A 21,335-nucleotide genomic window follows, 5' to 3' on the forward strand; every position below is an offset into this window, starting at 1 on the left:
CGGCGCCCAATGGGCCTCTTCCAGCTCGGCCAGTTCCTCGGAATCCTCCGCGATGTGGCAGACAAGGTCCGTCTCGCAATAGCGCGCCAGTTCATCGGCCATCTCGTAGCGGGTCTCCGGCACGCGGTCGATCGCGACATTGGCGAGGCGCGTCAGGTGCATGGCGGCAAGGTCGATATGCTCGTCCTGCGCGTTCCACTCGGCCGCGATGGCCTTGGCCAGTTTCTCCGTCGGCAGGCTCAGCGCCGCGCGGGCGGGCGTCTTGATGGAGCGGCCATCGAGTTCCACGGTCCAGCCGCCCGGCATCTGCACGGCCTTGGCGGTTTCATAGAAGCGTTTCGGCTTTGGGGTCTCGTCAGTCATGCGCGCGCATGTACGCGCAAGAGGCCGGGTTTCCAAGAGGCGAAGTGCTCAGGACGCAGGCTCAAACGCCAGCAGGCTTTTGCGGAGGGTCTCGAACTCATGATGGATTTCGTGGGCGCCGACGTCTTCAAGTTCGTGGGCGGCGCCGAAGCCCCAGCTGACGCCGTGCGTGTATACGCCAGCGGCGCGGCCCATGGAAATGTCGTGGATCGCGTCGCCGATCATCAGGCTTTCATGCGGCGCGCAGCCCAGCGCGCCCATCGCTTGTTCCACCATGTGCGGATGCGGCTTGCCGGGGCCGTCATCGGCGCACCAGATCGTATCGAAGAAATGCTGTATGTCATGCGCCTCGAACAGGCTGGCAATGCCCTTGTGCGTCTTGCCGGTGGCCATGGCGATCAGCCAGCCCTCCTCGCGCAGCATTTCCAGCGTCTCCAGCGCACCATCATAAAGCGGCTGGGCAAAATCCGGCCGGGCACGGGCACGCACCCAGGATTCGCGATAGTCCTGCACCAGCTTTTCAATATCGTCAGCGCTGGCCTCCGGCGCCAGCTGGCCGCACGCCTGATGCAGGCTGAGTCCGACAATCTTTCGAGTATCCTCATAGTCTGGCGGGGTCAGCGCGGAAAGGCGAAAGGCCTCCACCATGATCTCATGGATCGACTGGCGGCTGTCGACGAGTGTTCCGTCCACGTCCCAGATGGCAAGTTTCAGACTGTCACTCATACAAAGGGCGCCAGCGGGTCCTTGCCCGCTTCCTGTTCGAGGAAGCCGAGCGCCTCAAAGGTCTGTTTCATGTGCGGCGGCAACGGCGCGACGATCTTGATCGGCTTGCCATTCTCGCGCGGGATGATCAGGGCGCGGGCATGCAGATGCAGGCCGGGCGCGAGGCCCTGAGGCACTTCCCGACGGCACTGGTATTTGAAATCACCCAGAATGGACGTGTTCATTTCCAGCATGTGGAAGCGCAGCTGGTGCATGCGACCGGTTTCCGGCTTCAGCGCGACCCAGGCCGCTTTCTGCCCGGCCGTGGAAACAACCGCATAATCCGTGATCGAATGACGTGCACCTTCAACGCCTTGCGCAGAGCGGAACATGCGCTCCCGGTCGGCATCACGGCGGCCCCGNGCCTTCGGNTGGATCACGCGGTAGCCATCCGGCTCGCGCTCATCCTCAATGCCCTTTACCATCCAGCAGCGNATNTGGCCGAAAGGCGGATTGGGCACGGCGACCGTGACCGCCCAATAGACCTTGTCCATGTCGCGGCTGCGNAANTTNTCGGCNAGNTGTGCNGCGGCCTTCGGATATTTGGCCAGCAGCAGCACGCCGCTCGTATCCTTGTCGAGCCGGTGGACGAGGACCGGGCGGTGCTCGCCATCGCCNAGCGCGGCCAGCATGCCATCAATATGGCGGCCCTGCCCCGATCCGCCCTGCACGGCGATGCCGGCTGGCTTGTTGATGGCGATCATCTCGTCATCCTCATAGAGGATCAGGTCACGGATGAACCGGCGATCTTCCTCGGAGACGCGATCCGCCTTTTTCTGGGCCGGGCGCGTTGCNTCCGCCTCCAGGATTGGCAGGCGCACCTGCTGGCCAGTCTCCAGCCGCGTATTCGCCTTGGCGCGAGCCCCATCGACGCGGATCTGCCCCGTGCGGAGCATCTTCTCGATCTGGCCCTGCGTGACTGGCACGCGACGCTTGACCCAGCGGTCAAGCCGGGTGCCGGATTCCTTGTCGGAAACCGTTTCTGTAACAATCTGGCCGCTCATGCGAACACCTTCCGCGCAATCCAAAGTCCAATGAACAGCGCCANNACGCCCAGCAACAGGGACAGGCCCGCATAGGCCNCCGCCTTCACCGTCTCGCCCTTGCGCAGGAATTCTGCCACTTCCAGCGAGAAGGCCGAAAACGTGGTGAACCCGCCAAGCACACCNGTCGCCAGGAAGAGCCGCGTCGTCTGGTGCAGCCCTTCTGCTTTCAGCGCCAGCCAGCCAACCAGCAGGCCCATCAGCAGGCTGCCCAGCAGGTTTACGGCAAACGTGCCATGTGGCCAGCCCGCCGGCAGATGGCGCACGGCCAAAAGACCGACGCCATGCCGGAGCGATGCGCCAATGGCGCCGCCTGCTGCAACTGCGAGAAATCCGTTCATGGCGGCCTTCTACCCGTTCGCACGACGTTCTTAAAGGGCGAAACACCGTGAGGTGGCTCGGGCCGTCATGACCAAGCACGAAACACAAAAAAAGGCCGGCCCGTGTCGGGCCGGCCATTCTGAAAGGCGTCTTGGGGACATCGATCAGAAATTCGCGAATAGAGGGCCTGTCAGCCGGCCCTCTGATGCCTAGCGAGCTTGTGCGAGGCGGACCTCGGAATTCACCTTGCTGCTGACATAGTCTGGCGATGGCGAGTCCACACGGCCTTCAACGCCCGAGAAGAGCTGGACGATGTAGATCTTGCCATTCGCACGAACGGCGGCAATGCCCATGTGATCAAATTCGGACCGCGCCATATTCGCCGCGTTCACCGGATCGGATTTCAGCGCATTGAAGGCTTCGGCTGCGGTTCCGAAATCAGAGATCACGGCCATGTTCGCACCGAATGCACCAATCAGATGCGTACGCTCCAGCATGCGGACGCGGTCCAGATGCCCGCGACCTTCCGGATCGCTGTGCGCGATGTAATCCCGTGTGGCCATGTCATAGGCATGGATACGCGCAGCTTCGTTGAGCGACTGAAGGCTTTTCAGGCCATCGGCGCCCTGGCTGGTGCGCATCGCATCCGTCAGACGGCTGAGTTCGGTTTGCATGAATGGATCAGCTTCTACACCCTGCGCCGATTGGAGGCAGGCTACAGTCTCTGATTGGAAAGCTGCGGGCTGAAGGGCGAGCCCGTCAGACAGGTCGCATTCCTGATCGGCATTTGCTGCCAGTCCCAGCGCCGCGAGCGCCAGAGCCGAGATTGACATATATTTGTAGCATCTCTGTAACATAACTGTCACAATACATTTTGTGACGAATTTGCGTCAAGTAACTACAAAATTCCGTATCTTTTCCGTATCCACCTATTCAGCTTAATGATCCAAGCACCTGAATTTACTCAGTATCGGGCTGGCACGCGCGCAATCCTGAGACGGGAATGACGGTTTCCCAACCTCCAGAATTCAGGAGCGTTATGCGGCCAGATGAAATTTTTTGTCCGCCTTCGACGGTCTCGCCGGGGGTAATCTTCAAGAAAACCGACTCACTTTCGGGGCCGATATAGTCCATCTCTGTCATGAATTGCCCGAACAGGCTGCCGCCCTGACGAACCATGGCAAGCGTCTGCTGTGCCTCAGCCAGCATGGTTTCGGCGGTGCTGGCGCCGGCCCTGGAGAAATAGATGAAGCGGCGGGGATCGCCCTGGGTCCAGAGAAACAGGCCGCACTCACCGGGTTCAAGATCCTGNGCGGGCAGATTCCCCGCAATGGGCACATCCGGCGCCGGCGGGACTGGCGCCTTTCCTGCCCCACTCGCGCAGCCTGCCAGGGCAAGCGTGCCCACCGTCAACATCGCAATCAACCGCTTCATGGACGGCTCCCTTCTGGTTTTAGCGGACGCTCATAGATCAGCGTGCCATTCTCGTCCCGAAAGCCAGCGAAGGCCAGATTTGCCTTCACTTCATCATCTGCCTCCGCAACGGTGACACGCAGGCCCGCAGACTGGCTGAACATCATATGCAGTACGGTACCGTCCGCCGCCTTACCCGACAGGTCGGCTTCGAGTTGGCCATTCAGGCACCCAAGCGGTCCACTCACGATCGGCCAGTCGCGGCCAAAGCCAGCCGCCGCAAGGCGCACTACGTCGCTCGTCACAGTGCCCGCCGCGGACTCGCAGCGCTCGCCTGCCAGCCGGACCTGACCATCGGATAAGCGAATGGAGCCTCCAAGCTGCGAGATCATGGGGTCTACATTCCATTCGTCTGTNAGAGGCAGGTTGAGATTGACGTGATCCGCAAGAACGGAGTCCCGACTGGCTTTGATGTCCGCCTGTCCCTGCCCCTGCTGGCCGACCCAGCTGACATGGTGCGATGGTCCACCGCCCAGCATGCGCAGCAAATCAGAATCCAGATTGATCGCCCCTACGGGCGTGCCGCGCCAGGAAAGGCCCGTCACCTGACCATGCCAGATCGAGCCGCGCGCCTGCTGCCAGCCCAATCCCCGCTCCGCCATACCGGATTGACGCAAGACAAACGACAGCGGCGTGAATGCGATGAGACCCCCGACAAGCGTGATCAGAAACAGGATGACAAAGAGCGTGCTGCTTCGCATCAGGTATCTCCTCCCGCGAACTCAAAGCTGGCGCGAACATATCCGCCCGGTTCGGCAAACATGGAAACCCGCTCTGGCACAATACCATAGGAGTCATCTGCATCAGCCAGCCACGCATAAACAAGTGTTGGTGCGGCCTGTTCGAATTGCAGGATCAGCCGGTCATCGTCTGTGGTCTGCAGGCGTGACACAGACAGACCGCGGGCATTGGCAAGCTGCAACAGGTCCGCCCGCACATTGCCGCTGGACGCTTCAGATGATTTGGCAGGTCCGGTGCCTGTGGATCTCGTCGCCAGCTCAGCGGAGACCACGTCCAATTGCCGGCTTGCGGCTTCNAGCTTCATGGATGCATCGGCGCGCGCGGCCGTCACGGGGCGCACAACCCCAAACTGCGCCAGAGCAAAGATCACAAGCAACGCTGCCACGGCCAGCAAGCCCTTTTCGCGCCCCGACCGCTCGTTCCAATATTGCATCATGAGCGGCCTCCAATGGAAAGATCCCCGACGACGAGCCCATCCTCCAGTCGCGTATCGCCCAGATTCACACGCATGCCGGTCTGTTCGACAGCCTGCTTCAAATCCTGGTCTGCGCCGAAGGCGGGATAGGTCAGTGTGGCGCGCAGTTCGCCCATGTTGCGGTCATAACGCAAGCTGACCAGTGACGCCCCCGGTGTCTCTGCCACCGCGCCATAGAGCACCGCGCTTGTTTGCTCGAAATCGGCGGNCGGACTGCGCGACGCATTTCCCTCGCTCGCGCGCAAGGCAGCGGCGGGATTGGAGGGCATCGGCTGGTCCGGAAATGCCGCCGCATAGAGACGCGCNGTTTCCGCATCCAGACCGGCCGTCAGCTGCTTCATCTTCTCGACCGACCAGACGGACTGCGCGGTCCAGGCCAGGAAGAGCGATGCCGCCANCGCAGCAGGAAGACGGAAGCGGGTGAGATTGATCGANTGTTCAGATGGACGAGCNTATTCGCCTTGCCTCAAATCNACGAGGCGCGGTGCATTCTCTGCCCAGNTGGCGAGTTGCGTGAGGCTGTCGGTCTGCTGAATGTTCGGCTCAGCGCCCGTTTCCCGCATCAGCGCCGCCATCACATCTGATGGCCAATACGGATCAATCGCGACGGGACGTCCGCTGATTGTTGCGAGCTGTCGCGAACCGAAATCCACATGCGTTGACGCGGGCAGCACGGACAGGTCTGGCACNANACGCGCAGCCCCAATCCCNGNAGAGTCCAATGCGTCCAACCAGCCCGCCATGCTCTGCCTTGAAACCGCATAGACGAGCCTGTGGTCACTGGCCTCTTGCGCGGCTGCGACCGCAACATGCATCGTATCGACGGGAACGGCGAGTTCATCTTCGATGGCAAATGCCGCGAGCCGTGTCATCTCGGCGGGCCGTTTCGCTGTCATCCGCACCCTGTGCGCAGACACCTCCGTGCCCGGCACGAACACGACCAGATCCGCCCCGGAGGGAAGGGTTGCATTTGGCGGTAGCGTTTCAATCCCATGCGGACCACTGCGCACGAAACGCCACTCAGCGCCACTGGCGGGAATTTCCGTATATATACGCGTGCGCATCAGCGAAGGCTCCTGTGCGAGTTCAGCAGGACGAAACGGCCATTATCACCCCGCCCGTATAGAGCGTCTATTGCGATATCACCCGTTCCCGAAGACACTGTGATGATGGCGCCAATTACGCTCGAAACCGTAGAGAGCTCATGATCCCGGCGCAGTTCCGGCGCGATGCTCACCACATTCTCTGAAAGCAGAAATTCCTCAACATTCAACCAGCCCCCACTTGGCCGCGACAAGATAAGTCGTTCAGCTTCACTGACGCTCAGCTCTTCTGACAGCCGCGCCGCCAGCAGTGGCGCCTGGGACTCGGTCAGCGTATTGATGTTCATGGGGGGATTGTTCGTGTCCGAGCGTACACAGACAAGGTCTGAAATGGCGGCGCGCGTTTCTGGCGTATAGCCCTTGATGGCCCTTAGGTCCTGACGGGACACGAGACGCTGCCCCGGAGTGCGATGCGGGACATCGCGATCAAAATACAGCGCGTCCTCGCCGCCGAACGCGCGTGGACTGGAATCTGCGTCCATCCAGTCTGCCAGCGTATCAACCATTTCGCGTGCTTCGGTGCTGAACAGTCCAGCCCCTTCCAGCAGGCGATGAAGTTGATCCGTCGAGACCGTGCCGCCCGCATCTTCGGCGTCCGACAGGACCAGGGAATTCAGATTCAGGCAATTCGTGGCATCATACAGGTCTACGGTGATGACGCCGNGGGGATAGGTGAAGCGGATCGGCTCAGCGAAGATGGCAGAGTCGGCATCCAGTTTCCCATTTGTCTGAGCGAGCANTTCANTGACGATGACTTCGCCAACTGAAATCGCCCCCCGCGCCGCCCAGAAGCGATCCGCCCTGTCGGTGGANACGCGCGAAACATGNACCGATCTGGCGAGCGCGTCGGTNGCCGCCAGCGCAGCGGTCGACATCAACACTATCAGCAACAGAACACTGAGAAGCGTCGCGCCGCGTTCAGTATCGCGGTTTTCTGATTTCATCATCCGGCGCCTCCNACCAGGAAGACCTGCCGCAATTCGTCACCCTCTCCGAACACAAGCGTNAGCTCTACCAGTTCCGGCAACGCATCCGCCTGCCCCGACCAGTCCAGCCGCCAGTTCTCACTGGAGAAGAACCGAATGCCCACCGTTTCGAGACCTTGCGCCAAGACCCGATCAGCATACGGCGTTCTGTAAACCGGGTCTGGCCGCAACCACGCTCGGCGCACCAAGCTTCCATTATCAAGAAGATACTCGACCCGTTGCAAGTCTCCGCGCGGATCGGTTTCATCCGGATTGAACCAGCCCGCACGGGTGAACGCCATCAAGGGTTCAAGTGTGGAATACCCNCCACTGAACGCCCTTGGCGCATCNAGCCCGTTCGCGGGGCGTGTCCGCCGCAAAGTCGCATTGGCAAGATCATCCCTCAACAGGCTATGCGCCGCGCTTTGGCTNCGCACCATGTCTGTGCGGGCTTCCACCATCTGCCCGGAGCGTAANGTCTGGATCAGCAAGGTNGAGCCGGCAACCATCAGAAGGGATGTCACCGCCAGGGCAACGAGCATTTCAATAAGCGNGAAACCAGCAGTCCTGCTCATGGCGCGGCCCTGTGCACAAGTGTTTGNCGGGTCACCAATTGCTGGTCTGTCTCTGCGTCGCTGACAATCACCTGCACCGCGAACAGGTTCTGCCGATCTGTCGCCGCGATCGTGCGCGTCCATGCGAGCGCTCGGCCCCGCTGCACGCTCGTTCCAGACTGGATACCCGGCGCGAACGTGTCCGACACTGCCATGATTTCCGCGATCTGATTGTCCGCTTCGACCGTCGCCAGGAAGCGCTGGTCAACATGCCGGGCGCCCACGAGCGTTTCATTGCCCAGATGCGCCAGTGACATGGCCGCGATGCTGAAGACGCCCAATGCGACCAGCACCTCAACCAGTGTAAATCCATGCTCCTGACGCGTGATGGCCATCCTAACGCTCCACCCTGAACTGACCAGCCGCAGAAACATTGATCGTCCGTACGGCAGTGCCCTCTCTCAGCGTTAGTGGTCGACCGCTGACCATGCCTGTGGGGTCGGCCACAATGGCGGGCCAGTCCTTGCGATCGTCTCGGCCCTTGCGAACCGCCAACTGGATGGAAGACGGCAAACGGTGGTTTGACCTGGCCATCGCCACCCAGTCGCCATTGGCCCAAGATTGAGATTGGTATCCCTGAGCAGTCACGTGGATCGCGCGCAATTCACCGGACGAGATCGCCTCATCCGAAATGCGTTCGATTGCGTCNTCCAATCGCGCAAGCTCACGATCCAGCCCGGACGGCTGACGTGGGAGCGTCATGACGATGGCCGCGCTGGCAAGCGCCAGAATGAACAAGGCGACAAGCACTTCCACCAATGACATGCCCGACTGAGAGGACGATGACAGCTTCATCAGGACATGGAATCCCAATTGCCGATATCATCATCCGTTCCGGCCTGACCATCCGGCCCTGTCGAGAACACATCATATGCGCCGCCCGACCGTGTGCCCGGATAGGCGTATTGATAGGCATTGCCCCAGGGATCGGTGCGCAGGCGCTTGATGTATCCGCCGGGGCGATANTGAGCCGCCTGCGGCCCCGTGGGCGCAGTGTTGAGCGCCGCCAGNCCCTGATCCGCAGAGGGGTAATTGTACATGTCCAGATTGTACATATCGAGCGCGCTTTCGAGCGCCGCGATATCAGAATGCGCCTTGCCGATACGGGATTGATCCGTTGCGGGCGCAACATTGATGACGATCAGCGTGGCCAACAGACCCATGATGAAAACAACCACCATCAATTCAACGAGTGAAAAGCCTGCCGACATGTTGCGACGGCCCTGTTCTGTTTCGGGTGCTTTGAAGTCCATGAAAGCCTCCTATCCAATAGCGAGTGTGTTGAGTTGCAGGATTGGCAGCATGACCGACAGGACGATCAGCCCGACTATCCCGCCCAGAACAACAATGATCAGCGGTTCCAGCAAGGACAGCAGGGTCGAAGAGCCAGTTTCGAATTCTGAATCCAGAAAGTCAGCGGCGCGGGTCATCATGCCCGGAATGTCCCGGCCCGCCTCACCGCTCGACACCATGTGCACCATCATCGGCGGGAAGACGCCCGTGGCCTTCAAGGCGCCAGCAAAGGAACCACCTTCCCGGACGCGCTCTGCTATCTGATCGGCGGCATTGCTGAAGACGAGGTTTCCCGACGCCCCCTTGGCGCCCGCGAGCGCCTCAAGCACGGTCGCTCCCGAGCCGGACAGCGTGGCGAACACGCGGGCGAACCGACCCGCACAGACGGTGCGGTTCAATGGGCCAATAATGGGCATGAGCAAGCTGTAATGATCCAATGCCCGGCGGACGACAGGCAATCGCGCGGCACGGACAATCAGGAAGATACCTGTCGCCANAACGAGACCAATGAGGATACCATGCGCCTTCAACGTCTCCGACATGCCGATNACGATCCGGGTAATGAGCGGTATGTCNGCATCGAACAGATCGAATTGCTCGACCAGACGCGGCACCACGAACAGCATCATGGCAATGATCATACCGACCGCCATCACCCCAAGCACCGCAGGGTAAATCAGCGCCGCCTGAACTTTCTGACGAAGTTGATGACTGCGTTCCAGATAAGTGGCGAGCCGTTCGGTGACATCACCCAGGCGACCTGACATTTCACCGGCGGACACCACTGAACGCACGAGCGGAGGGAACGCCTTTGGCGCGATCGACATGGCGTCCGCCAGGCGCGCGCCCTCAGTCACTTCNGCCTTNATNGCATGTAGCACTCTTTGGGATTGCGGCGTCGAGGCATCCTCCGCAGCCGCGGCAAGGGCCTGTTCAACTGGCAAGCCGGATTGGAGCAGAACTGACAGTTGCCGCACGAGCAGAACCCGCTGCTTCTCGCTGATACCGCCGCGGACACGGCTCGCTTTGGCAGCTGTCTCGCTTACCGGGTTCACATCAAGCGCCATGAGATCTCTCAGACGCAATTCCCGTCGTGCGGAGCGCGGACTGTCGGCAGAGATGATACCCTTTTGACGGCGACCATGTCCGTCAACCGCAACATACTCGAAGGCTGGCATTACGCGCCTCCCTTGCGACAGACGCGCAGGACTTCGGCAGGGCTGGTTTCCTGAGACACCACGTAGCGACGCGCATTGTCGATCAAGCGATCATGAACGCTGAAGGCAGCCTCATCGATCTGATGCTCACTGGCTTCACGGCCCAGAAGGTCGCGAATTTCGTGATCAACGGTCAAAAGCTCGTAGATGCCGATGCGTCCATCAAACCCGGTATTGCCGCAGGAGAAGCATCCATTCGGCTCCCCGACCATGACTGCGTCACCGGAGGAGAAGCCAAGCGCTTCCAGTTCGGCCCCGGTCGCCGGGCGCTCCGTCTTGCAATTCGGGCAGAGGCGACGCACCAGACGCTGCGCCATCACGGCGCGCAGCGTAGACGCGAGCAAATACGCCTCGACGCCCATGTCGCGCAGGCGGGTAATGGCCCCGGCGGCGCTGTTCGTGTGCAGCGTTGAGAGCGCAAGACGCCCCGTGGATGCAAACTCGAACGCGACTTCGGCAGTCTCGGAGTCCCGGATCTCACCCACCATCACGACATTCGGATCCTGGCGCAGAATTGAGCGGAGCGTTGCCGCAAAATTGAGGCCGACCTTGTGGTCCATCTGGGTCTGACTGATGCCCGGAAGTCCGTACTCGACGGGATCTTCGAGGGTCATGATATTATCGCGGCCATTGTTGAGCCGGGACAGGGAGGCATAAAGAGTCGTGGTTTTGCCGGAGCCAACAGGTCCGGTCACGAGGATGACACCGTTCGGCTGGGCCAGCGCATCCGAGAAGCGCGCCAGTGTTTTCTCGTCCATGCCCAGTTCCGTCAGNCCCACCAGNGCATTCTTCGTGTCCAGCAGGCGCAGCACGACCCTTTCGCCATATCGCGTGGGCAGCGTGGCAACGCGCACATCGATGGACCGCCCGCCAACTGACAGAGAGATNCGCCCGTCCTGGGGCAAGCGTTTCTCCGCGATATCCAGCCGGGCCATGACCTTGATGCGCGAGACAATCGGCGCAGCCAGCTTTCGGGGGGGCGTCAAGACTTCAACAAGATCCCCATCAATCCGATAGCGGATGGAGAGATTGTTTTCGAACGGGTCTACATGGATATCCGATGCCCGCCGCTTGATGGCTTCGTGGATCAAACCATTGATAAGACGAATAACCGGCGCATCATCCTGACCATCCAACAGGTCAGCCGCCTTCGGTAGGTCGTCAATCAGGCTTTCAAGCCCACCGCGGCTTTCGACAGCAGCGTCAATGTCGTCATCCGCCATGGGACCGGTTGCAAACGCTTCGGCCAGGATCTGGTCATACTTGTCCTTGTCAAAAGCCTCGACCGCAAACACGTCGCCAAGCGCGCGGCGCGCCTCGATCAGAGCCAATGGGTCAGCCCCCTGACGGACAGCAACCGTTAGGCGGTCACGTCCGGACAGGACGACCAGACCTTTGTCCTTTGCAAAGGCATAGGTGAATTGTGTGGGGGCGAGTTCAGACGGCATCATTTCGGGGGCGGGCTTCCCAGCACTTCCGTGATGAAATTGTCGATGGAGGATGTGCCATCGCTTTCACCTTCCCACAATTCTTCGGCACGAATGTAGTTGTAGGACCGGCTGGTCGCACCTGCCGCATCCCTACGGTCACGAATAACCGTGGGGCGGATGAAGACCATCAGATTGGTCCGGCCGAGGGATTTTCCTTCCGTGCGGAACAACCGACCCGCAACCGGAATGTCCCCCAGCACCGGAACTTTCTGATTGGAAAATTCCTCTGTCTGCTCGATCAAGCCGCCGAGCACGATGATTTCACCATCATCCGCGATTACACTGGTTGAGATTTCGCGCGTGTTGAAGACCACATCGGTGACGCCGGCGGCGATAGCCCCCGCAACATTCGACACTTCCTGTTCGATCTGCATGCGAATTGTATTGTCGTTGGAAATGCGTGGCGTGACGGTAAGAGACACACCAACATCCTTTCGCTCGACCGTGGTGAACGGGTTGCTGTTATCATCACCCAGGACCTGTCCCGTTGTGATCGGCACGTTCTGACCGACCAGAAGCGAGGATGTTCCATTGTCGAGGGTCATATTGAACGGCTTCGACAAGATACGGGAGTTCGTATCGGCCTCGACAGCTGTCAGCACCGCGCCGAACAGCGTATCACCGTCCTGTCCGCCTACGCCAACGGTCAAACCGGTCAGGCCGAGCAGGGAGTTGAGGGCTGCGGTGGTCAGCGCCTCATTGACGGTCTCATCATCGCCGGAGAAAGGCGTATCATCGCTGATCGCGCCTGCCAGGGTCAGCAGGTTCGGGGCAGATGCGGAGAAATTGGTTGTCGCAAATGGCGTCGAGTTGCTGCCCGTGCCGGACAACAGGAATTGCAGGCCAAGTTGGCGCGCCGTGTCGTCTGACATTTCGACGATGATCGCCTCGACGAGAACCTGAGCCCTGCGACGGTCCAGGTCAGAGATCACGCGCTCAAGGCTGAGGAGTGTTTCCGGCGCGGCGCTGATCACGAGCGAATTCGTGGAATCATGATGCGCGATGGTTGTTGCCTCGTTCGGCTCCGCAAGACCGCGACGCTTGTCGATCGCGTATGCGACTTGCTGAAGAATTGGCACGACCTCGTTTGCGTCAGCATTGTTCAGCGGAACTACACGGATCGTGTCTTTCAACCGGTCGCGTCCGTCCAGGTCGGCTGTAACCAGTTTCGCCCGCTCAACCGCCGCAGGATCCCCCCGGAGGATGAGCGCATTGCCGGCTTCCGATGCGATGGCCTTGAAATTGGTCTTGTAGCTGTCTTCAGACGTGCTCGCATTCAGCGAGGTTAGAATGCTCGCCACTTCCGTGGCAGATGTGTTCGCCAACTGGATGGTCGCTGTCACGGAAGGGTCGACATCAATATTGCCAACCATGTTGCGCAGGCGCGGTACGTTGGACGCATAGTCGACGACCACGAGCGTATTTGACTGGCTGTTGGCGATTACCTGCCCCTGCTCATCAATGATGGGCTTCAGCATTTTTGCCGCTTCCACCGCGTTCACATGCTTCAGATTGAAGATCTCCGTAGTGAACGCATTCGAGCCGTAGGCAGACATACCGGCCTCACCAACAGCGCTCTGTTCCGGGACGATGCGGTAAGTTGCCTTGCCCGCCGGGATCGCCGCGAAACCATGCACGCGAAGCGATGACAGGAAAACATCGAAGACCTGCTGGCGCGTCAACGGCGTGGTCGAAGACACGGTGATGCGCTTGGTGCGCGCTTCGGGGTGAACCACGAATGTGTATCCGGTGACCGTCGACACATCCGCAATCAGGGCCGAAAGTTCGACGTCTTCGAAATTGAGCACGTGACGCGCTGTATCTGAAGGCGCCTGATTAGCGAGGGCAAAAGCGGACGGTGTCGCCGCTATGAACGCTGTTGCAGACAAGAGGGTTTTGAGTTTCATCGGGATCGGGCCTCCTCTGGCGCGAGCGTGTGGTCGAATGTTTGTCCATCGCGGTCGAGCGTCAGCCGAACCGGGGCGGGATCTGAAAATTTGCGGGCGAGTTCTGCGGGCGGCACGTCTGTGATCGCGGCGCCGTCGAGGCCGATCACGACATCACCCGGTCGAAGGCCGGCCTGGATGAGAACAGTCTCATCGCCGCGCGAGCCGATCCGGTAGCCAACGAAATCGGTTCCGCGGTGAACCGGATCAATCGTGATGCTGGATACCAGATCCGCGCGCGCGACCCGGGATGTCGTTGTATTGGGAGACAAGCCGTCGCGCGCCTCGTTACTGCCGGGAGTTGTCAGCACTGACAGTAATCCCGCGCCGCCCTCCATGAGCAGGGCTTCGGTTTGTCCCGCCTTTCGGAGGGTCACCCGATCTGCATAGATTCGGTGAAGTGTGACGCCATCCAGAATGACTTCTCCCGGCCTGTAGGCCGCAGTCTCGTTGTTCGGTGTCGTGATCCAGGCAATGCCATCGGCCTCGTCTGAAGAGGCGCGAACGCCGCGGAGACGCAAGTTCAGGCTGGTCTCCGGAGCATCGGGTGTGTCGGCCAGAATCGCCGCACCGGCACCGAAGGGATTCTCATGAATCAGTCGGGATGTATCCACCGCGATTGCTGATGTTGTGACCATTGGTCCCGGTACCGAAGCACGTACAGGAATGTCTGGCGACACAGCCCCGCCGGGCTCAATGGCAAGCCAAGCGAGCTTGGCAGCACTCAGGCCGAGTCCGATCACAAGAACGGCTTCAATTGCGCGCAATGCCGGGCTGGCACCCTGCCGCGCAATCTTCGCAAGAGATTCGAACCGTTCCACGCTCAACTCGACCCACTTTCCCCGGTCATTCAACGACCAATGGGCTCGCGATTCGTGTCGCAAGCCCTTTNACTCAATCTCTCAACCTGGATCAGATCGCNANGTTTGGTCGGCGTCTCACCAGATAACTCTTTAACTCGCGCGGATTCTCGCGAACCGCGCCTGCCAATCAGGTCAGCAGATCCACCGGCACATCGAGGGCGTCTGCCAATCGCTTCGCCGTCTTNAGGCCGTAAGACATTCCGCGCTCGATCGCCGAAATGTGGTTCGGCCGGATGCCGCACAGATCACTCAAGTCCTTCTGCGTCATCAGTCGGTATTGCCGGACAACCCTTACCGGGTTTTCGCCCTCGCGAATCCGCTCAGAGACTTCCTCCGGCACATTTGCGGCGGCATCGCTTTCGACCGAGTTCAGTTGCTGCGCCAGGCCGGCGACCGACTGTTCAAGGTCAGACACCTTCTTCTCAAGGTCCAAAACCTTGATTTCCAAGGAATAAACCAGCTCAAAGTCGCTTGACACAGCTATGCCCCTCTGCAGTTGCTGCACCGATATGCGCTTTTCTGTACGGTTTAATGTCGGGAGTAATAAAGTTCTGTGACAGCCTCAGCCGGCGTCCCGTCTTGCGGGCCATAATCGCTTAACCGAATCGCCGCCTCCTCAGGCTACGCGATTTCGGGAGCTGACCATGTCGATTAAATGGGTTCGCCGCAGGGCGCATATGCGCCGCCTTCCGTCCGGCCAAACTGTTGAGGTTGCGGCCTCCTGGATGCCCATTGAACGCAATGAAAGCGGCAGTCCGGAGCGATCGAGTCATTCCGCATGCCCAATCTGCGGCGCGCCGATCCTCAGCCAGCGCATGCCAAATGGCGGCTGGGTTCACTATGAGCGTCACCGCAATTTCAGCCGGATCAAACATCCCTGCTTTTATAGAGGGGATGATATGGCCCCGGCACGCGACGAGGAAACAGGCGACCTATTCGCAGAGCTCTGACGCGCACATTTTACCCCGCTCACACGATTATGGAGTACACATTTTCGCGCACCCATGAGCATTGGGGATGATCTCGCCCCTGCGCGGTGTTACCAGTCCTGTTCAAACGGCGAACGAACGCGCGCCGATGTAATACAGGATCATCGTCATGACGAACTTCGACGCACTGAAATCCATGGAACAACGCCTGCTCTGGCTGTCATCCTGGATCGTGCATAACGCCAACCATCTTCGCCCCAAGGAAGACGGAGACGTTAAAGTCGGCGGCCATCAGGCTTCCTGCGCGTCGATGGTGTCCATCATGACCGCGCTCTACTTCCACACATTGCGCCCGGAAGACCGCGTTGCGGTGAAGCCCCACGCATCACCTGTCTTTCACGCCATGCAATACATGATGGGAAACCAAACGCGCGAAAAACTCGAAAACTTTCGCGGCTATGGCGGCGCCCAATCCTATCCCAGCCGCACCAAGGATGTGGATGACGTCGACTTCTCCACAGGATCGGTCGGGCTTGGCGTTGCAATCACGGCCTTCGCCTCCTTGATGCAGGACTATCTGGAAGCGAAGAATTGGGCCGGCGACCGAAAACTGGGGCGCATGATTGCTCTGGTTGGCGATGCCGAACTCGACGAAGGCAATGTCTATGAATGCCTGCAGGAAGGCTGGAAGCATGGCCTGCGCAATACATGGTGGGTGATCGACTATAATCGCCAGAGTCTGGACGGCGTGGTCCATGAGGGGCTTTGGGAAAAGATCGACGCGATCTTCAAGGCGTTCGGCTGGCGAACCGTGGTGCTGCGTCACGGCGTGTTGCAACGAGCCGCCTTTGAAGAACCCGGTGGTGAGGCGCTGAAGGAATGGATCCAGTCCTGTCCAAATGCTGACTACTCTGCCCTCACCTATCAGGGCGGCGCTGCATGGCGCAAACGCCTGTTGGATGATATTGGCGACCAGGGCGATGTTACCGCCTTGTTGGAAAAGCGAAGCGATGAAGAGCTAAGCGCGCTCATGAACAATCTGGGCGGGCAGTGCGTTCAGACGCTGACAGACGCATTCGACAGTATCAACGATGATCAGCCTACAGTCTTCCTTGCCTACACGATCAAGGGCTGGGGCACGCCGCTGGCCGGACACAAGGACAACCATGCCGGCCTGATGAACCCGCCGCAAATGGCAGACTTCCAGAAGCGCATGAATGTGCCCGAAGGGCAGGAATGGGAGAGATTGGCAGGCATCGACGATCCCGACGCGCTTCAGGCACTGATGGACAGTGCCGCCTTCTTCGCAGAGGGGCGCCGCCGCTTTGAAGCCCCACGAGTGGAGAGCTCCGGGCCGGTATTCCTTGACGATCGAAACCAGTCGACTCAAGCAGGCTTCGGAAAGATTCTGGACGCAATCGCCAAATCCGACAGCGAACTGGCGGATCGAATCCTCACCACCTCACCTGACGTTACTGCATCAACCAATCTTGGCCCGTGGGTAAACAGGCGTAGCCTGTTCGCACGCGAGTCCAAGGGAGATACGTTCCGGGAACAGAGAATCCCCTCGACGCAGAAATGGCAGTTCTCCCCCGAGGGCCAGCATATCGAACTTGGCATTGCCGAAATGAATTTGTTCCTGATGCTGGGCGCAGCGGGATTGTCACACAGCCTCTTTGGTGAACGTATCCTTCCCATCGGCACAGTGTATGACCCCTTTGTGGCGCGTGGCCTGGATGCGCTGAATTATGCCTGCTATCAGGATTCCCGCTTCATCATTGTCGGAACGCCATCGGGCGTCACGCTGGCCCCGGAAGGTGGCGCGCACCAGTCTATCGGCGCGCAGCTAATCGGCATGAGTCAGGACGGNCTNGTCTCATTCGAACCGGCATTCCTGGATGAGTTGTCCATCATCATGGATTGGTCNTTCGANTACCTNCAGCGCAGCGGCGAAGGCGACCCCGATGAACGCACATGGCTCCGCGATGAAACAGGCGGCTCCGTTTATCTTCGGCTGACCACCCGCTCCATTGACCAGCTTGGCCTCAAAGCACGCGACGACGCAGAGTTTCAGCGCGGCGTTGTCGATGGTGGCTATTGGCTGCGCGAACCCGGTCCGAACTGCGAAGTCGTGATCGCCTATCAGGGCTGTGTCGCGCCGGAGGTAATTGAAGCGGCCGGCCGCATCGGCAATGACCGGCGTGACATCGGCGTATTGGCAATTACCTCAGCTGACAGACTGAACTCGGGCTGGACCGCCGCAAGGCGTGCGAGAGCCAGAGGTCATGTGGATGCTACCAGCCAGATTGAACGACTGATGGGGTCGGTCTCACGCGATGCAACCCTGATCACGGTGACGGATGGCCATCCGGCGACGCTGGCCTGGATCGGCTCGGTCATGGGACACCGCACAGCGCCGCTCGGCGTGGAGCATTTCGGTCAAACCGGCACAATCAACGATCTCTATCGGCACTTCATGATTGATGCCGACGCCATCGTCTCCGCCGCAAACCACCTCTCAGCCGGGCGCAAGATACGCCTCGCGAAACAGATCTGACCACTCGCCGTCGCCAGCCGGTCACCAGTCAATCTCCGGCTCACCGACCCAGATGGGGGAACTCCATGCGCGCACAGGCCTGTCCTGAAGCGTGGGAATGGTCACGCGTATAGGCGCCGCCTGTTCTACGCGGGCATAATAGATCGCGTGCCCGACGGCTGGCGCCGTCCACTCTGCTTCGAAGTCCAGCCCCAGATCTCCGCTGCGATGAAATACCGGCTCCCACTCCGCATCTTCGCCGAACACGTAGCGGTAGACTTCAATCTCCGAGATGCCGTCCGTTCCATGAACTTCCAGCCGGAAATCAAGCTCCGTCACATCTTCTGAGAGAACACTGCCCATCGGCTGACCATTGGCAGAAAAGTCGAGCAGGATGCGCTCACCCGTCGTGCCATACATGGCCCCATCCCGCATGGACTGCAGGAGTGCGTCACGGGTTAGTTCAGGGGCCATGATAGCCGTTAGTCCGTTGGCGCGTTTGCCCGGCTGTCCGTTGTGATCGTCTGACGCCGCCAGCGTGAACAGCTTCATCCCCGCCGCCCAGGCGTCTCGCACATAATGCGCCCCGCGTTTCGACAGGGAAAAGCCAGGCGTACTTCCCGCATTCTCATAGGATAGCGGGTCGGATGGGTCGTACATCTCGCTCTGGCCGTGGGCGCTGAATATCTCGATGTGACGCATCTGTCGCGGGAAACGGTGTGAGCCGTCAAAGTTCGCGCCGCCCCAGCCGATGCCTGTGTGATGCGTCGCGACAATCATCTGCTCTCGATCAATATCCTCTTCGAGCGCAGTCAATTTGTCTTCGTTCATCCCCCTGCCCGCGCCATACCGTTGGCTTTCAATGGCAGGTCCGGAGCAAGTCGGAAAATAGCCATCCAGATGATAGCCGATACCGCCTTCGAACCCGAGGATCGTTACGAACTCGCCGGGCGCGTTGTATGACTCACACCAATCCTGGGTCTTTTGCCAGTATCCCGCTTCCAATCCAAACACATGATTGGTTAGCGCCGCATAGTCGAGCGCGGAGACATCTCGCGCATATGTATAATGATCAGGATCCGCAAGCGAGCTCAGCGCGTCCGCGCTCCAGGCATTGTGAGAGTGCAGGTCTCCCCACCACGGTCCGTTCGGCGTGTCCGTAATCCGAACGGGATTGGACAAGGTGCCACTGACATCGAACCGATAGACGCCTGGTTCGTCCAGAGTGACGACGCGTTCAGCGCGTCCCGTGTACAGGATCATCTCATCAAGGACCTCTCCGTCCAGCGATAGATTCACGCTGTCTTCGCTGGCGGACAGATTGTCATACTTGTCGCGTGAAATGATCTCTATCTTGAACGGCTCACCCGGCCGTACAGATGACGGCACGATGACTTGCCGGGACGCTGTCGATCCTGCCTCTACGACAAAGGTCGGGTCCTGTGCCATGCGAACCTTGTTCACATCCACGCGCACCGGAAATGCCCCACTGGCGACCCAGGGCGTGGTAGTGGAATAGGTCATGACGACTTCGCCGCCGGGCGGAATATCCGCGCCCTTCAGCACGGCCGTGACCCGCTGGCCGTGACGCTCTGCCGCCGCCTTTCCCACATCGTCAAACTGCAGCCTGCGGATGCGAAGACTGAATTTCGCCTTCGGTGCATCGGGCGACGTAACGGTGACCGTGTCCCAGAGCATGATCTCCCGCGTGTCAGCCCGGCCCGTAAATATGTAGCCGATCGCGACGCCGATCACGTCTACAATGGAAGCTGGCTTCTGCAAGGTTTTGGTAAGCGAGTAGCTGAGGTCATAGGTCAGCGCAGCATTGGGCAGCTGCGTACTGATATTCGAACCGCGCTTGAGACCATCCGGAAAGGCAATTCTGACGCGTATAGGCGCAGATACGTGGGCCGGCATGACAGCTGGTTCCACAACGGCAGTAATGTTCGGATTGATCTCTTCCGCTTTATTCTCGAAAGTTTCCATCCGGCTGATCCTCTGCCACAGGAAGCCCACAATAAAGAAAACGGCCACGCCAATCAGAATGTACTTCGCAATACGACGTTTTTTCATAAAACTCCCTCCCCGGAGCTTATTTGAAATCAGGGATTTGGAATAGATTGAGTGACAAGGCGAACATCACCGATCAATCCGATCTTTGGATGCTTCTTCTCTCCAAGCCCTGCCATGAATTCCATTTTCGGTTCTTCACCGGACTCTGCTCGCGCAACCAGTTCGTGGAACCGAGGCGGCGTTACGGTCAGCGTGATCTGGTTCTCGCCTGCGTGAAGCGCGGAGGAGATATCGATCTCATATGGTGGCAGCACAAGCCGCCCCAAGTCGCTTCCATTCACCGAAACCGCCACGCTACCTTCGACGCGCTCCATCACCAGATAGATCGGACCCGGGATCTCGGACACAGAAGTGATGGTTGAATAGACGAGCCCTGTCCCTTCGTCACGAAATCCTTCAAGGCTTGCCGCATCAACGAGTGGAGACTCCAACTCGGCCTCAAAGGTGCCAGCCTTCAGCGACCACTCTGTCAATGAAATGCCTTCGCCAATGGGCAACGACTCGTAGACGACAGCGCCGGGCAGTTCGCCGGGCGTCTCGATCAGGAAGAGAGACGCCAGAGCCGGAAAGGCAAGCTCGAGCTGCTCTTGGCTGGCCTCCTCAAATTTGAATGTCTGACCTGTTTTCGGATCAAATGCATAGAGACTGCTACCCTCATCCAGCGTCACGTCCACAGTCACGCGGGTCGCCGTCGCACTCTGGTTTGAGAGGAAGTGAATTGCGCTATCATCCGACTGAACACGGGTAACCCGGCGTACAGTGCTGGCCCCGGCAAAGACGAAGTTTCCTTTCGCCCAGGCTTGCAACGCGCCCGCATCCGACAATGTACGGTTGGCTTCCAGCACGCGCATAATCTCGGCGATTTGGGCATCTCTCACCTGATGATCCAAATAACCTGGCTGACGGGTTGGTGCGCGCCCCATGATAGCGACGCGATCCGATATGGCCGCAAGCGCCTGGGCCGATTCCAGCTCGATCCACGGCGCATCAAACAACAGGATTTTCTGGTCCGTATTGAGCGTATCGAGACGATGCGTGAGTGCGTCATCATTTATCCAGGTCCATGTAATGCCACGCTCATCCAGTTCTTTCACGATCGGCATGAGGCGTTCGAGCCAAAGCGTG

21 protein-coding genes are annotated in these 21,335 nt (G+C 59.6%); 2 read left to right on the top strand and 19 right to left on the bottom strand.

All coding sequences use genetic code 11. From position 1 onward, the window contains the following. The 17 genes from CBB91_RS04015 to CBB91_RS04095 all read right to left on the bottom strand — a co-directional run. On the bottom strand, nt 1–363 hold a 363-nt coding region (locus CBB91_RS04015), incomplete at its 3' end, for an ATP12 family chaperone protein (RefSeq protein ID WP_273012290.1). 48 nt (nt 364–411) lie between these two features. Beyond that, nucleotides 412–1,089: an HAD-IA family hydrolase gene (locus CBB91_RS04020; RefSeq protein ID WP_273012291.1), complete on the bottom strand. Its 678-nt coding sequence runs from the start codon at nt 1,087–1,089 to the stop codon at nt 412–414. Further along, nucleotides 1,086–2,132: an RluA family pseudouridine synthase gene (locus tag CBB91_RS04025; protein ID WP_273012292.1), complete on the bottom strand. Its 1,047-nt coding sequence runs from the start codon at nt 2,130–2,132 to the stop codon at nt 1,086–1,088. Before CBB91_RS04025 ends, CBB91_RS04020 begins: the two co-directional genes overlap by 4 nt. Next, nucleotides 2,129–2,512 carry a fluoride efflux transporter CrcB gene (gene crcB, locus CBB91_RS04030; RefSeq protein WP_272982892.1) on the bottom strand — a complete coding sequence of 128 codons (384 nt, stop codon included), beginning with the start codon at nt 2,510–2,512 and terminating at the stop codon, nt 2,129–2,131. The genes CBB91_RS04025 and crcB overlap by 4 nt, the downstream gene beginning before the upstream one ends. A 189-nt stretch (nt 2,513–2,701) precedes the next feature. Next, the gene (locus CBB91_RS04035; protein WP_035550458.1) at nt 2,702–3,325 is read right to left on the bottom strand and encodes a CAP domain-containing protein; all 624 of its coding nucleotides are present in this window, start codon (nt 3,323–3,325) and stop codon (nt 2,702–2,704) included. A gap of 597 nt (nt 3,326–3,922) precedes the next feature. Then, nucleotides 3,923–4,666 carry a type II secretion system protein N gene (gene gspN, locus CBB91_RS04040; protein ID WP_273012294.1) on the bottom strand — a complete coding sequence of 248 codons (744 nt, stop codon included), beginning with the start codon at nt 4,664–4,666 and terminating at the stop codon, nt 3,923–3,925. Beyond that, entirely contained in the window at nt 4,666–5,142 is a 477-nt protein-coding gene (gspM, locus tag CBB91_RS04045) for a type II secretion system protein GspM (RefSeq protein ID WP_273012295.1), read from the bottom strand. The genes gspN and gspM overlap by 1 nt, the downstream gene beginning before the upstream one ends. After that, entirely contained in the window at nt 5,139–6,245 is a 1,107-nt protein-coding gene (gene gspL / locus CBB91_RS04050; RefSeq protein ID WP_273012297.1) for a type II secretion system protein GspL, read from the bottom strand. Before gspL ends, gspM begins: the two co-directional genes overlap by 4 nt. Then, nucleotides 6,245–7,231: a type II secretion system minor pseudopilin GspK gene (gene gspK / locus CBB91_RS04055; protein WP_273012299.1), complete on the bottom strand. Its 987-nt coding sequence runs from the start codon at nt 7,229–7,231 to the stop codon at nt 6,245–6,247. Before gspK ends, gspL begins: the two co-directional genes overlap by 1 nt. After that, the gene (gene gspJ, locus CBB91_RS04060) at nt 7,228–7,824 is read right to left on the bottom strand and encodes a type II secretion system minor pseudopilin GspJ (RefSeq protein WP_273012300.1); all 597 of its coding nucleotides are present in this window, start codon (nt 7,822–7,824) and stop codon (nt 7,228–7,230) included. The genes gspK and gspJ overlap by 4 nt, the downstream gene beginning before the upstream one ends. After that, nucleotides 7,821–8,198: a type II secretion system minor pseudopilin GspI gene (gspI, locus tag CBB91_RS04065; RefSeq protein WP_051602591.1), complete on the bottom strand. Its 378-nt coding sequence runs from the start codon at nt 8,196–8,198 to the stop codon at nt 7,821–7,823. Before gspI ends, gspJ begins: the two co-directional genes overlap by 4 nt. A gap of 459 nt (nt 8,199–8,657) precedes the next feature. Then, a complete protein-coding gene (gene gspG / locus CBB91_RS04070; protein ID WP_273012301.1) occupies nt 8,658–9,116 on the bottom strand; it encodes a type II secretion system major pseudopilin GspG in 459 nt (152 codons plus the stop codon). 9 nt (nt 9,117–9,125) lie between these two features. Then, nucleotides 9,126–10,334, bottom strand: coding sequence for a type II secretion system F family protein (locus CBB91_RS04075; protein WP_273012302.1), 1,209 nt, complete (start codon nt 10,332–10,334; stop codon nt 9,126–9,128). Next, nucleotides 10,334–11,824, bottom strand: coding sequence for an ATPase, T2SS/T4P/T4SS family (locus CBB91_RS04080; protein WP_273012303.1), 1,491 nt, complete (start codon nt 11,822–11,824; stop codon nt 10,334–10,336). The genes CBB91_RS04075 and CBB91_RS04080 overlap by 1 nt, the downstream gene beginning before the upstream one ends. Further along, entirely contained in the window at nt 11,821–13,770 is a 1,950-nt protein-coding gene (gspD, locus tag CBB91_RS04085; RefSeq protein ID WP_273012304.1) for a type II secretion system secretin GspD, read from the bottom strand. The genes CBB91_RS04080 and gspD overlap by 4 nt, the downstream gene beginning before the upstream one ends. Then, the gene (locus CBB91_RS04090) at nt 13,767–14,663 is read right to left on the bottom strand and encodes a type II secretion system protein N (RefSeq protein WP_345906725.1); all 897 of its coding nucleotides are present in this window, start codon (nt 14,661–14,663) and stop codon (nt 13,767–13,769) included. The genes gspD and CBB91_RS04090 overlap by 4 nt, the downstream gene beginning before the upstream one ends. Nucleotides 14,664–14,799: 136 nt before the next feature. Beyond that, nucleotides 14,800–15,150, bottom strand: coding sequence for a helix-turn-helix transcriptional regulator (locus tag CBB91_RS04095; RefSeq protein WP_051602589.1), 351 nt, complete (start codon nt 15,148–15,150; stop codon nt 14,800–14,802). Between the two features lie 166 nt (nt 15,151–15,316). On the opposite strand from CBB91_RS04095, the gene CBB91_RS04100 reads away from it, so the two are divergent. Beyond that, entirely contained in the window at nt 15,317–15,622 is a 306-nt protein-coding gene (locus CBB91_RS04100; protein ID WP_155841766.1) for a hypothetical protein, read from the top strand. Nucleotides 15,623–15,770: 148 nt separating this feature from the next. After that, nucleotides 15,771–18,158, top strand: a complete 2,388-nt coding sequence (locus tag CBB91_RS04105; protein WP_273012308.1) for a transketolase — start codon at nt 15,771–15,773, stop codon at nt 18,156–18,158. Between the two features lie 21 nt (nt 18,159–18,179). Here CBB91_RS04105 and CBB91_RS04110 read toward each other — a convergent pair whose 3' ends face one another. Continuing rightward, nucleotides 18,180–20,210 carry a hypothetical protein gene (locus tag CBB91_RS04110; protein WP_273012310.1) on the bottom strand — a complete coding sequence of 677 codons (2,031 nt, stop codon included), beginning with the start codon at nt 20,208–20,210 and terminating at the stop codon, nt 18,180–18,182. 29 nt (nt 20,211–20,239) lie between these two features. After that, nucleotides 20,240–21,335 (bottom strand): hypothetical protein (locus CBB91_RS04115; RefSeq protein ID WP_273012312.1); only part of this gene is annotated, 1,096 nt, incomplete at its 5' end.

The organism is Hyphomonas sp. TMED31, assembly GCF_002172815.1.
Classification (GTDB): Bacteria; Pseudomonadota; Alphaproteobacteria; order Caulobacterales; family Hyphomonadaceae; genus Hyphomonas; species Hyphomonas atlantica.